At 66.6% G+C, this 13,270-nt stretch carries 16 protein-coding genes; 10 read left to right on the top strand and 6 right to left on the bottom strand.

The genetic code is table 11. The features are described 5' to 3' along the window. Nucleotides 1-42: 42 nt before the first annotated feature. Nucleotides 43-606 carry an EF-hand domain-containing protein gene (locus ACZK13_RS05670; protein ID WP_478450578.1) on the bottom strand — a complete coding sequence of 188 codons (564 nt, stop codon included), beginning with the start codon at nt 604-606 and terminating at the stop codon, nt 43-45. 156 nt (nt 607-762) lie between these two features. Between ACZK13_RS05670 and ACZK13_RS05665 the strand changes: the two genes are divergently transcribed. Both ACZK13_RS05665 and ACZK13_RS05660 read left to right on the top strand, forming a co-directional pair. After that, nucleotides 763-1,518, top strand: coding sequence for an arginyltransferase (locus ACZK13_RS05665; protein ID WP_478482343.1), 756 nt, complete (start codon nt 763-765; stop codon nt 1,516-1,518). 38 nt (nt 1,519-1,556) lie between these two features. Then, entirely contained in the window at nt 1,557-2,762 is a 1,206-nt protein-coding gene (locus ACZK13_RS05660; protein ID WP_125893785.1) for an endonuclease/exonuclease/phosphatase family protein, read from the top strand. Between the two features lie 71 nt (nt 2,763-2,833). Here the strand turns inward: ACZK13_RS05660 and purT are convergent, their stop codons facing one another. Continuing rightward, nucleotides 2,834-4,021, bottom strand: coding sequence for a formate-dependent phosphoribosylglycinamide formyltransferase (gene purT / locus ACZK13_RS05655; RefSeq protein ID WP_014646362.1), 1,188 nt, complete (start codon nt 4,019-4,021; stop codon nt 2,834-2,836). 137 nt (nt 4,022-4,158) lie between these two features. On the opposite strand from purT, the gene ACZK13_RS05650 reads away from it, so the two are divergent. Genes ACZK13_RS05650 through ACZK13_RS05630 form a run of 5 tightly spaced genes read left to right on the top strand, consistent with a single transcriptional unit; the run spans nt 4,159 to nt 6,858 of the window. Next, a complete protein-coding gene (locus ACZK13_RS05650; RefSeq protein WP_032127597.1) occupies nt 4,159-5,040 on the top strand; it encodes an SPFH domain-containing protein in 882 nt (293 codons plus the stop codon). A gap of 46 nt (nt 5,041-5,086) precedes the next feature. Beyond that, entirely contained in the window at nt 5,087-5,266 is a 180-nt protein-coding gene (locus ACZK13_RS05645) for a type II toxin-antitoxin system antitoxin (protein ID WP_065178114.1), read from the top strand. Continuing rightward, on the top strand, nt 5,263-5,442 hold the full coding sequence (locus ACZK13_RS05640; RefSeq protein WP_032127598.1) for a DUF4177 domain-containing protein: 180 nt from the start codon (nt 5,263-5,265) through the stop codon (nt 5,440-5,442). The genes ACZK13_RS05645 and ACZK13_RS05640 overlap by 4 nt, the downstream gene beginning before the upstream one ends. Nucleotides 5,443-5,445: 3 nt before the next feature. Further along, nucleotides 5,446-6,039, top strand: a complete 594-nt coding sequence (locus tag ACZK13_RS05635; protein WP_032127599.1) for a PH domain-containing protein — start codon at nt 5,446-5,448, stop codon at nt 6,037-6,039. Between the two features lie 9 nt (nt 6,040-6,048). After that, nucleotides 6,049-6,858, top strand: coding sequence for a M15 family metallopeptidase (locus ACZK13_RS05630; protein WP_032127600.1), 810 nt, complete (start codon nt 6,049-6,051; stop codon nt 6,856-6,858). Between the two features lie 394 nt (nt 6,859-7,252). Here the strand turns inward: ACZK13_RS05630 and ACZK13_RS05625 are convergent, their stop codons facing one another. The 4 genes from ACZK13_RS05625 to ACZK13_RS05610 form a co-directional block, all read right to left on the bottom strand. Beyond that, nucleotides 7,253-7,624 carry a DUF423 domain-containing protein gene (locus ACZK13_RS05625; protein WP_019659313.1) on the bottom strand — a complete coding sequence of 124 codons (372 nt, stop codon included), beginning with the start codon at nt 7,622-7,624 and terminating at the stop codon, nt 7,253-7,255. Nucleotides 7,625-7,727: 103 nt separating this feature from the next. After that, the gene (locus tag ACZK13_RS05620; RefSeq protein ID WP_032127602.1) at nt 7,728-8,801 is read right to left on the bottom strand and encodes a polyketide cyclase; all 1,074 of its coding nucleotides are present in this window, start codon (nt 8,799-8,801) and stop codon (nt 7,728-7,730) included. Between the two features lie 234 nt (nt 8,802-9,035). Continuing rightward, nucleotides 9,036-9,677 (bottom strand): response regulator, encoded by a 642-nt coding sequence (locus ACZK13_RS05615; RefSeq protein ID WP_006424175.1) that lies wholly within the window; start codon nt 9,675-9,677, stop codon nt 9,036-9,038. Next, on the bottom strand, nt 9,677-10,879 hold the full coding sequence (locus ACZK13_RS05610) for a sensor histidine kinase (protein ID WP_049461775.1): 1,203 nt from the start codon (nt 10,877-10,879) through the stop codon (nt 9,677-9,679). Before ACZK13_RS05610 ends, ACZK13_RS05615 begins: the two co-directional genes overlap by 1 nt. Nucleotides 10,880-11,032: 153 nt before the next feature. On the opposite strand from ACZK13_RS05610, the gene ACZK13_RS05605 reads away from it, so the two are divergent. The 3 genes from ACZK13_RS05605 to minD are packed head-to-tail and all read left to right on the top strand — an operon-like array spanning nt 11,033 to nt 13,268. Then, a complete protein-coding gene (locus tag ACZK13_RS05605) occupies nt 11,033-11,629 on the top strand; it encodes a GNAT family N-acetyltransferase (protein ID WP_032127604.1) in 597 nt (198 codons plus the stop codon). Continuing rightward, nucleotides 11,575-12,423 carry a septum site-determining protein MinC gene (minC, locus tag ACZK13_RS05600; RefSeq protein ID WP_050509775.1) on the top strand — a complete coding sequence of 283 codons (849 nt, stop codon included), beginning with the start codon at nt 11,575-11,577 and terminating at the stop codon, nt 12,421-12,423. Before ACZK13_RS05605 ends, minC begins: the two co-directional genes overlap by 55 nt. Nucleotides 12,424-12,458: 35 nt before the next feature. Continuing rightward, entirely contained in the window at nt 12,459-13,268 is an 810-nt protein-coding gene (gene minD / locus ACZK13_RS05595; RefSeq protein WP_010483375.1) for a septum site-determining protein MinD, read from the top strand. Nucleotides 13,269-13,270 lie beyond the last annotated feature (2 nt).

Genomic DNA, 13,270 nt, shown 5'->3' with positions numbered 1-13,270 from the left:
CCGGCAGTGCGCCGGCGTTGTCGTCATTCACTGCGTTGAACCTCAGCGCTGCGGCTTCGGCGCCGCGCCATCGCGCGGACCGCCGTGGCGCGGGCCACCGTGCATCGGGCCCTTGGCCGCGTCGAACTCGGCCTTGCTCAGCTGGCCATCCTTGTTGGTGTCGGCGGCGGCGAACCAGGCATCACGACGCTGCTTCATGCGCAGCTCGCGGTCGGCCTTGTCCAGGTAACCGTCCTTGTTGAGGTCGAGCTCGTCGAAGCGCGCGGCCAGGCGCGGATCGGCCTTGGCTTCCTCGCGGCTGATGCGGCCGTCCTTGTTGACGTCCAGCTTGGCCCAGCGCTCACCGCCGTGGCCACCACGGCGACCATGCTGCCAGCGCGGCAGCTCATCGCGCGAGAGCTTGCCGTCCTTGTTCTTGTCCAGCTCGTCGAACTTCGCGGCCAGGCGCGGGTTGGCAGCGGCTTCGCTGCGGTCGATGACGCCGTCGCCGTTGGTGTCCAGCTTGGCCGGGCGCTGCGCCGGCGCAGTCGGGGCATCGGCGGCCAGCGCGATACCGCTAGCGGAAGTGCCGAGCAGCAGGGCCAGCAGCAGGGGGGTACGGATCATGAGGTCACTCCTGGGGATGGGGATTGCGTCGGGGTGATCACTTCACCCTCGGGGGACAACAACGCCCGGGCGCGACATCGGTTGACGCCGCTGCCGGTTCCATTCATCCGGCGGACAGTCGCCGCCACTGCGACAGCCTGGGGCTATGCTGTGCCCATGGCGATACACGGCGACAGAGACGACGAACTGCGGCTTTTCCAGACCGGCGAACACCCCTGCGGGTACTGGTCGGACAGGGTGGCACGCGACCTGGTGCTGGATCCGCACGACCGTCGTCTCGGCGGCCTGTACCCGCTGGCATTGAGCTGGGGCTTCCGCCGCAGCGGCGACTTGGTCTACCGCCCGCATTGCGCGCACTGCCAGGCCTGCGTGGCGGTGCGTATTCCGGTGGCCCGCTTCGCCCCGGACCGCAGCCAGCGCCGCTGTGCCGCCCGCAATGAAGACCTGGAAGTACGCATCACCGCGGCCACCGCCCGCGATGACCTGTTCGCGCTGTATCACCGCTATCTGGTGCATCGCCACGCCAACGGTGGCATGGACGACCATGGCCCGCACGAATTCGAGCAGTTCCTGATCGGCAGCTGGTCGCACACCCGCTTCATGGAGATGCGCCTGCCCGGCCACGACGGCCAGCCCAGCCAGCTGCTGGGTGTGGCGGTGACCGACGTCACCGAGCACGGCCTGTCGGCGGTCTACACCTTCTTCGACCCGGACCATGCCGCGCGCGGGCTGGGCACCTTCGCGATCCTGCAGCAGATCGAATGGGCCCGCCGCGAGGGCCTGCTGCACGTCTACCTGGGCTACTGGATCCGCGGGCATCAGAAGATGGACTACAAACGGCGCTATCGACCGCTGGAAGCCTATGACGGCCGCCGCTGGCACGATTTCGACGACGAACTGGACGGACGCTGACAAACCACTGACACCGGGCCGGGTGCACAATACGGCGCATGAACCTCCGACCCCAGATCCTCGCCCTGGCCCTGCTCTGCGGCGCCACCGCCCCCGCCTTCGCCACGTCCCCTGCGATGACCGAAAAGCCGTCCGCTGCGCTGCGCCTGGCCACCTACAACACCTCGCTGTACTCCGATGAGACCGGTGGCCTGATCAAGGAACTGGAAGGCGACAGCGAGCACGCGCGCAAGATCGCCGCGGTGCTGCAGCAGGCGCGCCCGGACTTGGTGCTGCTGAACGAATTCGATTTCGACGACGCCCACCGCGCCGCCGACCTGTTCCAGAAGCGCTACCTGGAAGTGGCCCAGCCCGGCGGCGGCAAGCCGCTGCACTTCGCCTACCGCTACCTGGCCCCGGTCAACACCGGCGTGCCCAGCGGCCTGGACCTGGACAACAACGGCGTGGTCGGCGGCGAAGGCCGCAGCCGCGGCAACGATGCCTGGGGCTACGGCCTGCACCCGGGCCAGTACGGCATGCTGGTGCTGTCGCGCTACCCGATCGATGAAGCCAAGGTGCGCAGCTTTCAGCTGCTGAAGTGGAGCGCGATGCCGGGCGCGATCCGTCCGGTCGACCCGCGCACCGGCAAGAGCTTCTACAACGACCACGTGTGGTCGCAGCTGCGCCTGTCGTCGAAGTCGCATTGGGACGTGCCGGTGAAGACCCCGGTCGGCGTGGTCCACGCGCTGGTCTCGCACCCGACCCCGCCAGTGTTCGATGGCCCGGAAAAGCGCAACGCCGCGCGCAACCACGACGAACTGCGCCTGTGGCAGGAATACCTGTCCAAGGGTGACAAGCCGTGGCTGTGCGACGACAAGGGGCAGTGCGGTGGCCTGGCGCAGGACGCGCGCTTCGTGATCCTGGGCGACCTCAACAACGACCCGGTCGATGGTGATGGCCGCCATGAGGCGATCGTCGAACTGATCGAGAACGCTCGCGTGTTGCGCTACCCCACCCCGCGCAGCGTTGGTGGCGAGCAGACCAGCCTGGCCTATGCGGCCAAGGGCATCGAGCGCAAGGGCGCACCGTTCCATGCCACCGGCGATTTCGGCCCAAAGTCCGGCACCATGCGCCTGGACTACGTGCTGCCCTCGACCGGTTTCGAGTACATCGGCAGCGGCGTGTTCTGGCCGGCCAATGAGAGCCCGGAAGCGAAGATCGCCGACGGCAGCGACCACCACCTGGTGTGGGTGGATGTGAAATAACAAAAAGGGGACGGAGGGGATTAAGTCGTTTGTGCCACAAACGACTTAATCCCCTCCGTCCCCTTTTTGCTTTACGGGCGCAGTTCGACGCCGATGGCGTCGGCGGCATCACGCGCGATGGCGCGCGCTTCGTCGATGGTTTCCGCGCGCGCCAGGGTCACGCCCACGCGGCGATGGCCGTGCACGCTCGGCTTGCCGAACAGGCGCACGGCGGTGTCCGGCACCTGCAGGGCGGCGGCGACGTTGTTGAAGTACGGCACGCCCTCGCCATGCGCCAGCAGCGCGCATGAGGCCGACGGGCCGCTCTGGCGGATCACCGGGATCGGCAGGCCGAGGATGGCGCGCGCGTGCAGCGCGAACTCGCTCAGTTCCTGCGAAACAAGCGTCACCAGGCCGGTGTCGTGCGGGCGCGGCGACACTTCGCTGAACCACACCTCGTCGCCCTTCACGAACAGCTCGACACCGAACAGGCCCCAGCCACCGAGGTCATCGGTGATCGCACGCGAGATCTCTTCGGCACGCGCCAGTGCCGCGCTCGACATCGGCTGCGGCTGCCAGCTTTCGCGGTAATCACCGTCCTTCTGCAGATGCCCGATCGGCGCGCAGAACGAGGTGCCGCCGGCATGGCGCACGGTCAGCAGGGTGATCTCGTAGTCGAAATCGATGAAACCTTCGACGATGCAGCGGCCGGCACCGGCACGGCCACCGGTCTGCGCGTAGTCCCAGGCCGGGGCGATGTCCGCCTCGCTGCGCAGCGTGCTCTGGCCCTTGCCCGAGGACGACATCACCGGCTTGACCACGCACGGCAGGCCGATGGCGGCCACAGCGGCGCGGTACTCGGCTTCGGTATCGACGAAGCGGTAGGGCGAGGTCGGCAGGCCCAGGGTTTCGGCGGCCAGGCGGCGGATGCCTTCACGGTCCATGGTCAGGCGGGCGGCGCGCGCGGTCGGGATCACCCGCAGGCCCTGCTCCTGTTCCAGCTGGACCAGGGTTTCGGTGTGGATGGCCTCGATCTCCGGCACCACCAGGTGCGGCTGCTCCTGGGCGATCAGCGCGCGCAGGGCCATCGCATCCAGCATGTCGATCACATGCGAGCGGTGCGCGACCTGCATGGCCGGGGCATCGGCATAGCGGTCGGCGGCGATCACTTCCACGCCCAGCCGCTGCAGCTCGATGGCCACCTCCTTGCCGAGTTCGCCCGAGCCCAGCAGCAGCACGCGGGTGGCGGAGGGGGACAACGGAGTTCCAAGCTTGGCCATGGCGGTTCCAGCAGCGATGTGAAGGCGGGTGGGCATTCTAGCTGGCCGGGCACCCCGGCCATGGCATCCGACGAACGGTAGTCGATAAGTGATATCACTTTGATATCTTAATTCCGAACCCTCAAGGACGTACCGCCATGAAAGAGAAGTCGCTGTCTTCGCTCAACGGCCTCGGCACGCTGGCCGGCGCCCTGCTTGTCGCCCTCGCCGGCGGCGCCCTGTTCGTACTGGGGGTAGCAGCCAAGGCCAGCACCGGTTCCCCCAACCTGCTGCTGATGCTGGCCGGCATTCTGGTGGCGGCGCTGGCGATCTTCGCCCTGGCCGGCCTGTACACCGTCCAGCCCAACCAGGCGGCGGTGCTGAGCCTGTTCGGCAAATACGTGGGCACCGTGAAGGACAACGGCCTGCGCTGGAACAACCCCTTCTATGCCAAGCGCCGGGTCAGCCAGCGCGTGCGCAACTTCGAGAGCGGCAAGCTGAAGGTCAACGAGCTGGATGGCAGCCCGATCGAGATCGCGGCGGTGATCGTCTGGCAGGTGGTCGATGCCTCCGAGGCGGTCTACAACGTGGACGACTACGAGAGCTTCGTGCACATCCAGTCCGAATCGGCGCTGCGCGCGATGGCCACCAGCTACCCCTACGACCAGCATGAGGATGGCCAGCTGGCCCTGCGCAGTCATGCCAGCGAGATTTCCCAGCACCTGAAGAACGAACTGGCCGAGCGCCTGGCCGACGCCGGCGTGCAGGTGATCGATGCGCGCATCAGCCACCTCGCCTACGCCGCTGAAATCGCCCAGGCGATGCTGCAGCGGCAGCAGGCCAACGCGGTGATCGCCGCACGCACGCGCATCGTTGCCGGTGCGGTCGGCATGGTCGAGATGGCCCTGGCCGAACTGCAGAAGAACGGCGTGGTGCAGCTGGACGAGGAACGCAAGGCGCACATGGTCAGCAACCTGCTGACCGTGCTGTGCTCGGACCGCGGCACCCAGCCGATCGTCAATGCAGGCTCGCTGTACTGAGCCACCCTCGCAACGGGGCGCCCCACCGCCCCGCCAGGAGCCCCCCATGAGTGAGAAGAAAGCCTATCCGCTGCGCATCAATGCCGAGGTCCTGGCCGCGGCGCAGCGCTGGGCTGATGACGAGCTGCGCAGCCTCAACGCGCAGATCGAGTACGTGCTGCGCGACGCCCTGCGCAAGGCAGGACGCCTGCCCAAACCCACGCCATCGTCGGAGGACAAGGAATGAGCAAGCGCTGGAGCTACCAGACCATCGAGGTCAAGACCTCCATGATGGGCGTACTCAAGGCCGAGGATGTCCAGGCCGAGCTGAGCCGGCAGGGCCAGCTGGGCTGGGAGCTGGTCAACATCATCATCCCGGCGCCGATGCGCCCGGCGATGCTGGTGTTCAAGAAGGAGGCCTGAACCATGGGCGGCAGTGACCCGAAACCCTTTGACGTGGCCGAGAGTTCGCCGCTGCGCGTGCTGTGGATCGTGCTGCCGCTGCTGGCTGCCTTCGTGGCCTGCCTGTATGCGCAGCTGTACAAGGCACCGGCGAACGCACCCTGGATCGAAGTAACGCTGTCGCCGCCCTGGTTCCGGATGGGCGGCAGTGCGGCATGGAGCCTGATCGTCATCGCTGTACTCGCTGTCGGGCTGGGGGCCGCCTTCTTCCGTCGCCGGGTGGAGCTGGCCGGCAACGTGCTGGACGTGCGCTCGACGATGTACCGGCGGCGCGTGCCGGTGGCGCAGCTGCGGCTGGACCAGGCCGAGGTGGTCGACCTGCAGCGTGACCGCCGCTATGGCATCCGTGTCAAAACCAATGGCTATTCAATGCCGGGCTTCTACTCGGGCCACTTCCGCCTGCAGGGTGGCGGCAAGGGCTTCGCGCTGGTCACCGACCGTGCGCGTGTCCTCGCCCTGCCGGTCAGTGATGGCAGCACGCTGCTGCTCAGCGTGGACCGGCCGCAGGCGCTGCTCGATGCGCTGCGCAAGGTGGCCGCGTCGGCACCACGGCAGTAAGCTGAGGCGATGCAACGACGCCCGCCCCTGCTGATCAATACCGAGGCCATCGAGCTGTGGCCCGCCCACCTGTTGCGCGCACGCAGCAACCTGGATGCACGCCTGCTGTCGCAGGCGCAGTGGGTGCTGCGGCGCAAGCGTGATGGCCGCTATCTGGCGGCGGTACTGCCGCACGGCGTGCATTCGATGGTGCCGCGCCTGCCGCGCGAGCCCGGGGTCGAGGATGCACTGGCGCTGCTGGACACCGCGGCTGCACGGCCCTTCGGCGCCGGACTGGAAGATCAGTGGCTGCCGCTGGCCGGGTTGCAGCAGCGCCTGCAGCAGCTTGGCCTGGACCCGCAGCGCTACGCCGACGACAGCGGCCTGCCGCTGGAACCCGAACCCTGCCTGCTGCATTTTGCCGGCCGCGATCGCTTCGCCCGCCCGCTATGGCTGCGCCGTGGCGCCGCGCAGGGCTGGCGACGGATGCGACTGCATGCGGCACAGGATGGCATTGCGCTGGACGCCATCTCCGGCTTCCGCAGCCATGCCTACCAGTTGGGCATCTTCGAACGGAAGCTGGCGCGCGGCCTGAGCGTGGCGGAGATCCTGAAGGTGAATGCCGCACCGGGTTTCAGTGAACACCACAGCGGCCACGCGCTGGACATCGGTACACCGGGCGACGCCCCGGCTGAAGAATCGTTCGAAGCCACCGACGCGTTTGCGTGGCTGCAGGCGAATGCCGGTGGGCATGGCTTCCAGCTGAGCTACCCGCGCGACAACCCGCATGGGATCGTCTACGAACCTTGGCACTGGTGCTGGAGACCGGCCAACGGCTGAGCCACTCGTGGCGGCTGCACGGCGAACTTCATGGAGCTGTCCGGGCGGATTCCGCGCGCGCCCACCACGAGATGGAACAAGAAGGCAAAGACAGAAGCCGGTCGCTTCGCTCGAAGCCTCTACAACGGATCAGCGCGCGGCTGTTGGGTCCGCCTTCAAGCGAGCCGAGCACCGCAGGTCCGGCGAGGGCGAAGAGGTGCGGGTGTCTGAGCGCAGCGAGTTCCCGCACCGTCCCTCGACGGGCCGAGGAGCACAGGGGACCGGTGCGCAGCACCGGCTCGCGGCCGGCGGCGCGTTTCTTTTGGTTACTTTTCTTTTCGCGCGAAAAGAAAAGTAACGCCCATGGACCATCACGATCGCATCGGCATGGATCGGAGCGACAGCCCTGCGACCGTCACCGCCTCAACGCATTGATCGCCAGCAGCACCCATCCAGCCATCATGCTGGTGCCACCGATCGGTGCCATCCGTGTCGGCCACTGCCACAACGCACCGCCCACCAGGCTGCCGGAAAACAGCAGCACGCCCAGCAGCAGCACGTACAACGCCAGGTGCGCGATCGCGCCCTGCGCGCGCGGCCCGAGCGCCACCAGTACCGCGCCATGCGCGAACGCATAGAGCGCCGCCATGTTCAGATGCTGCTGCGCCAGCGGGTCGGCCACACCGTGCGAGGCATAGGCCGACAGGCCGATAGAGGCGGCGGCCAGCAGCGCCCCCAGGCAGGCCAGCAGTGATGGCTTACGTGCGCGACGTTCGAGATTGAACATGTGGGCTCCTTGCGCAGCGCCCTTGCCGGGCGCCAGATGAAAAAAAACGCGCCGCAATGAGCGGCGCGTTTTCGTGTCCAACACTACATGGGTCAGCCGAGGCTTACTTGACGGCCCAGTAGATGTCGTAGGTCGCTTCCGGGGTGAACGACTTGTCCAGACCGTCCTTCCAGGTTTCGTACGGGCGATCGACCACTTCCGAACCGTTGGTCACAGCCCAGGCACGCAGGCCGTTGCGGGCCACGTCCAGACCCGCCATGTGGCCGGTGTAGGCGGCATGCGCCGAACGGTGCGGGGCCACGTGCACGTACTTGACCGGAGCGCCGCCGTCGATCTTGACGGTCAGCTCTTCAGCGGTGGCACCTTCAGCCCCCTTCTTCTTCACCGGCTGGGCGATGTCGAAGGCGTACTTCTCCTGACCGAAATCGGTGGTGATGATGCGGAACGGACCGGCGGCTTCAAGGCCGTTGGCCTCCATCACGCGCTTGATCCACTCCTGGTTGTCCTTGATGGACTTGGTGATCGTGTCCTGACCGCGGTCCACGTTACCGGCGTTGACGACCAGCAGGTCTTCAGCCGGCACATTGACGATGGCCAGATCGGTCAGCGGGGCTTCCGGGGTGCGGTAGTCCACGTTCGGAACGCTGGCCAGCATGTTGGCCATACGCGACAGACCCATCTTGATGTCGTCGCCGATCTGGCGGCTGACATACAGGCCTGCATAACGACCGAACAGGTCGAAGCCGTACTTCACCGAGTAGTCCTGGGTGATCTTGACGTTGCGGCCACCCTTGCCGGTCGGCTCCAGCGTGAAGGTGGTGATCTTGTCGTGACCCTTGGTGGCGTCATCGATGGCGATCGCAACACGCTTGTTCTCTTCGGCTTCGGTGATCTTCCAGGAACCGGTGCCCAGGTCCTTGGAGGTGAAGTCGAGGGTGGCACCGACGCCGGAGGCCGGGCCGGACAGCTTCAGTTCAACGGCGGGATCGCGCAGTACCAGCGGGTTCCAGTCCTTGAAGCGGCGCAGGCTGCTGACCGTGTCGTACACGATCGTCATCTTGCGGTTGGTCTCGATGCTTTCGGTGATGTGACGCTCGCCCGGCAGACATACGCCAATGATGACGAACAGGCCAGCCACGATCCCCAAGGCGATCAGGAACTCGATAATACGGGTCATTCAGAGAGTCTCCGGGGCCGATCCCACGGCCGGGTTGATTGAAGCGAAGCGCCAATCCTAGCAGGCTTCGCGGGCATTGTTTATCGGGATTGGCGCACCGGTTTCCCTGCCGGCTGCGTATTTGTATGGACAAAGAATTCGAAGGGTACCGCATACCGATACCCGTGAAGTAGGGGGCAACCCCACCCGAGGGCCATGACTGGAACTCAAGTCATTGTCCTGAAAAGGTTTTCCTCAGACCAGCTGGAGTTCGAACGCCTTCAGTACGGCGCGCGTACGGTCGCGCACGCCCAGCTTGGACAGGATGTTGGACACGTGGTTCTTGATGGTGCCTTCGGCCACACCCAGCGAGTTGGCGATCTCCTTGTTGGAGAAGCCACTGGCCATCAGGCGCAGGATCTCGGTCTCGCGGTCGGTCAACGGGTCCGGGCGGTCCAGGCTGACGAACTCGTTGCGCATGTGCTCCAGGCCGGACAGCAGGCGCTGGGTCACGGCCGGCTGCACCAGCGAACCGCCGTCGGCCACGGTGCGGATGGCACCGACCAGCTGCGCCAGGGTCACGTCCTTGAGCAGGTAGCCCTTGGCTCCGGCCTTGAGCCCGGCCAGCACCAGCTGGTCGTCATCGAAGGTGGTGAGGATGATGGTCGGTGGCAGCTGCTCCTGGCGCGACAGCACCTGCAGCGCCTCCAGCCCGGACATCACCGGCATGCGCATGTCCATCAGCACCACGTCGGGGCGCACCTGCGGTATCAGTTCGACCGCCTGCCGGCCATCGCCGGCCTCGGCCACCACCTCGATACCGTCGTCGAGCGCCAGCAGGGAGCGGATTCCCTGCCGCACCAGGGTTTGGTCGTCGACCAGGCAGACGCGAATCATCAACGCACTCCTTCAGGAACCTTGGTAAGGGCGGCCACCAGCACCGTTGCCGGCACCGTCGCCCGCAGCCGGAAGCCTTCACCGGGACGGGTTTCGACCTGCAGCTGGCCACCACATTGTTGCAGGCGCTCGCGCATGCCGCGCAAGCCATTGCCCACATTGACCATATCCGCGCCGACGCCGTCGTCGCGGGCCTCCACCACCACCCGGTCGGGGGCTTCACGGTACACCTTGATCCACAGGTGGCGGGCGCCGGCATGGCGCACCGCGTTGGTGATGATCTCCTGGGTACAGCGCAGCAGCACGTGGGCCCGCTGCGGGTCCTCCACGTTCAGCGGATCCTCGATCTCCAGCTGGATGTCCAGCGAGGGCACGTTCTCGGTCAGCGGGCGCAGCGCCGCCGCCAGATCGATGGCGCCGGTCTCGCGCAGCTGGCTGACCACCTCACGCACGTTGCCCAGCAGCAGCTTGGCCAAGGCATGCGAGCGCTTCACATGGTCCAGCGCCTGGCCCTCGGCCAGGTGACCGGCCACTTCGAGGTTCAGGGTCAGTGCGGTCAGCTGATGCCCCAGAAGATCGTGCAGCTCACGCGAAATGCGGGTTCGCTCGTTGACGCGGGCGCTTTCGGCCAGCAGGGCACGAGTGGCACGCAGCTCCGAATTGAGCCTGCGCTGCTCGTCGCGGGCCTGGGTCTGCTGTCTCGCGACAAGGCTGGTCACGAAGATGAACATGGAAAAGCCGCCATACAGCAGCGATTGCATCACGGCTTCGAACAGCGGGAAGTTCAGCAGTATGTAATAGACCGGGGCCACCGCCAGCTGGCTGACCAGCAGCCACAGCACGCACAGACGCGCCGACAGCATCCACGGAATGACGCCGGCAGCCACCATCATCAGGATGCTGCCCAGGCCCGAACCACTGAGGAAACTGACGCCCAGCGCCGAAACCGTCAGCAGCAGCAGCAGGCCGCGGTCCAGCCAGGTGGTGTGACTGTCGCTGTCACTGCGCAGGAGGCGGGTCAGCCAGTAGTACGCGGCGCCGAAGGACAGGTAGGCGACGAACAACAGGATCGCCCAGCTGCCCATATCGCTGCGGCTGTGCAGGTTCTCGAATTGCGAGTACGCCAGTGGCAGGCCGACCATGACCCAGGTAAACAGGCCGGCCAGACGGAGGACGCGGGTATGGCTGAGGACTCCCAACATGCCAGCACTCTACGGGCCCGGCCCGCGTCGCGCACTCCCACGGAAGTCATGCATCCGAGGTCCCCTGTTCATGCCGCAGCCCACCCCGGGCATGCAATAATCGTGCGCAGGGTCCAATTTGACGGACCAACCGCGTTACCCCACGGAGTCACAATGTCGATTGTCATCCGCGACGTGCGCGAGCACGAGCTCGATTCCGTCCTGGCTTTGAACAACAACGCTGGCCTGGCCATCCTTCCCCTGGATGCGGCCCGCCTGCGCCTGTTCTACGAAACCGCTGAGTATTTCCGCGTCGCCGAGCGCGACGGCAACCTGGCCGGCTTCCTGATCGGCTTCGGCAGCGACAGCCAGCACGACAGCAGCAACTTCGCCTGGTTCAAGCAGCAGCTGGACACCCCGTTCTTCTATATCGACCGCATCGTGGTCGCCAGCCGCCGTCGTGGCGGTGGCGTCGGCCGTGCGTTCTATGCCGACGCGCAGAGCTTTGCCGAGCTGCGCTACCCGCAGATGACCTGCGAAGTCTTCCTCGACCATGGCGCCGATGCCGCCCTGCTCTTCCACGGCAGCTTCGGCTTCCGCGAGCTGGGCCAGAACACCATGCCGCAGGTCGACGTGCGCGCCAGCATGCTGGCCAAGGAACTGTGCAGCTACCCGTGGGTCCAGGAGACCTACGGCGGCAAGCTGCCGGATGTGGCATGGACACGTGCCCGGCATCTGCCGGCGCAGGCACAGCGGCCGACGGGGACCTGAGCGTGGCGGTGAATTTCGATTACGAACAGGCCGGTGAACTGAAGATCGGCCAGGTGGGCATCGCCAACCTGCGCATCCGTACCCTTGATGTCGAACGCCTCGTGCAGGAAATGCGCGAACGCGTCACCCGTGCGCCGAAACTGTTCGGCCGCGCCGCGGTGATCCTCGACTTCGGCGGCCTGAGCCAGGTGCCGGACGTGGCCACCGCGCAGGCGCTGGTCGATGGCCTGCGCAGTGCCGGCGTGCTGCCGGTGGCGCTGGCCTATGGCACCAGCGCGGTCGACCTGCTCTCGCAGCAGCTCGGGCTGCCACTGCTGGCCAAGTTCCGCGCCCAGTACGAGCGTGCCGAGGCCGAGCCGGCCCCGCCGCCGCCGCCCGCGCCGGAACCGCGTCGCGCAGCCCGTGCCGAACCGAAGCCGGCACCGGCCACGCCGGTGGCCAAGGTTGCCGACGCCGCCGCACCGCAGCCGGGCCGCATGCAGCTGGGCAACGTGCGTTCGGGCCAGCAGCTGTACGCAGAAAACTGCGACCTGACCGTGATGGCCACCGTCGGCGCCGGCGCCGAGGTCATCGCCGATGGCAGCATCCACATCTACGGCACCCTGCGCGGCCGCGCGCTGGCGGGGGCACAGGGCAACACCGCGGCACGCATCTTCTGCCGTGATTTCCATGCGGAACTGGTCGCCATTGCAGGCCACTACAAGGTACTGGACGATGTCCCGGACTCCCTGCGCGGCAAGGCCGTGCAGGTGTGGCTGGAACAGGACCAGATCAAGATCGCTGCGCTGGACTGACGCAGCACCCAAACAGAATCATCAGGAGAAGTCCTTTGGCTGAAATCATCGTAGTCACCTCCGGCAAGGGCGGCGTCGGCAAGACCACTTCCAGCGCGAGCCTGGCCTGCGGCCTGGCACGGCGCGGCAAGAAGGTGGCGGTGATCGACTTCGACGTCGGCCTGCGCAACCTCGACCTGATCATGGGCTGCGAACGCCGCGTGGTGTACGACTTCGTCAACGTCGTGCACGGCGAAGCGACCCTCAAGCAGGCCCTGATCAAGGACAAGCGCTTCGAGAACCTGTACGTGCTGGCCGCCTCGCAGACCCGCGACAAGGACGCACTGACCCAGGAAGGCGTGGGCAAGGTCCTGAAGGACCTGGCCGCCGACGGCTTCGACTACATCATCTGCGACTCCCCGGCCGGCATCGAGAAGGGCGCCTTCCTGGCGATGTACTTCGCCGACCGTGCGGTGGTGGTGGTGAACCCGGAAGTGTCGTCGGTGCGCGACTCGGACCGCATCATCGGCCTGCTCGACTCGAAGACCCACAAGGCCGAGTCCGGCCAGGACGTGCCGGCCTTCCTGCTGCTGACCCGCTACACCCCGCTGCGCGTGGAAAGCGGCGAGATGCTCAGCATCGCCGACGTCGAGGAAGTGCTCGGCCTGAAGGCGATCGGCGTGATCCCCGAGTCGGGTGACGTGCTCAACGCCTCCAACAAGGGCGAGCCGGTCATCCTGGATGTCGAGTCCGCAGCCGGCCAGGCCTACGACGACGCCGTCGCGCGCATCCTCGGCGAAGAACGCCCGATGCGCTTCACCAACGTCGAGAAGAAGGGCTTCTTCAGCAAGCTGTTCGGAGGGTAAGC

The organism is Stenotrophomonas sp. 99219_Sma (assembly GCF_056480785.1).
This window is presented reverse-complemented; position numbering and strand designations above follow the sequence as displayed.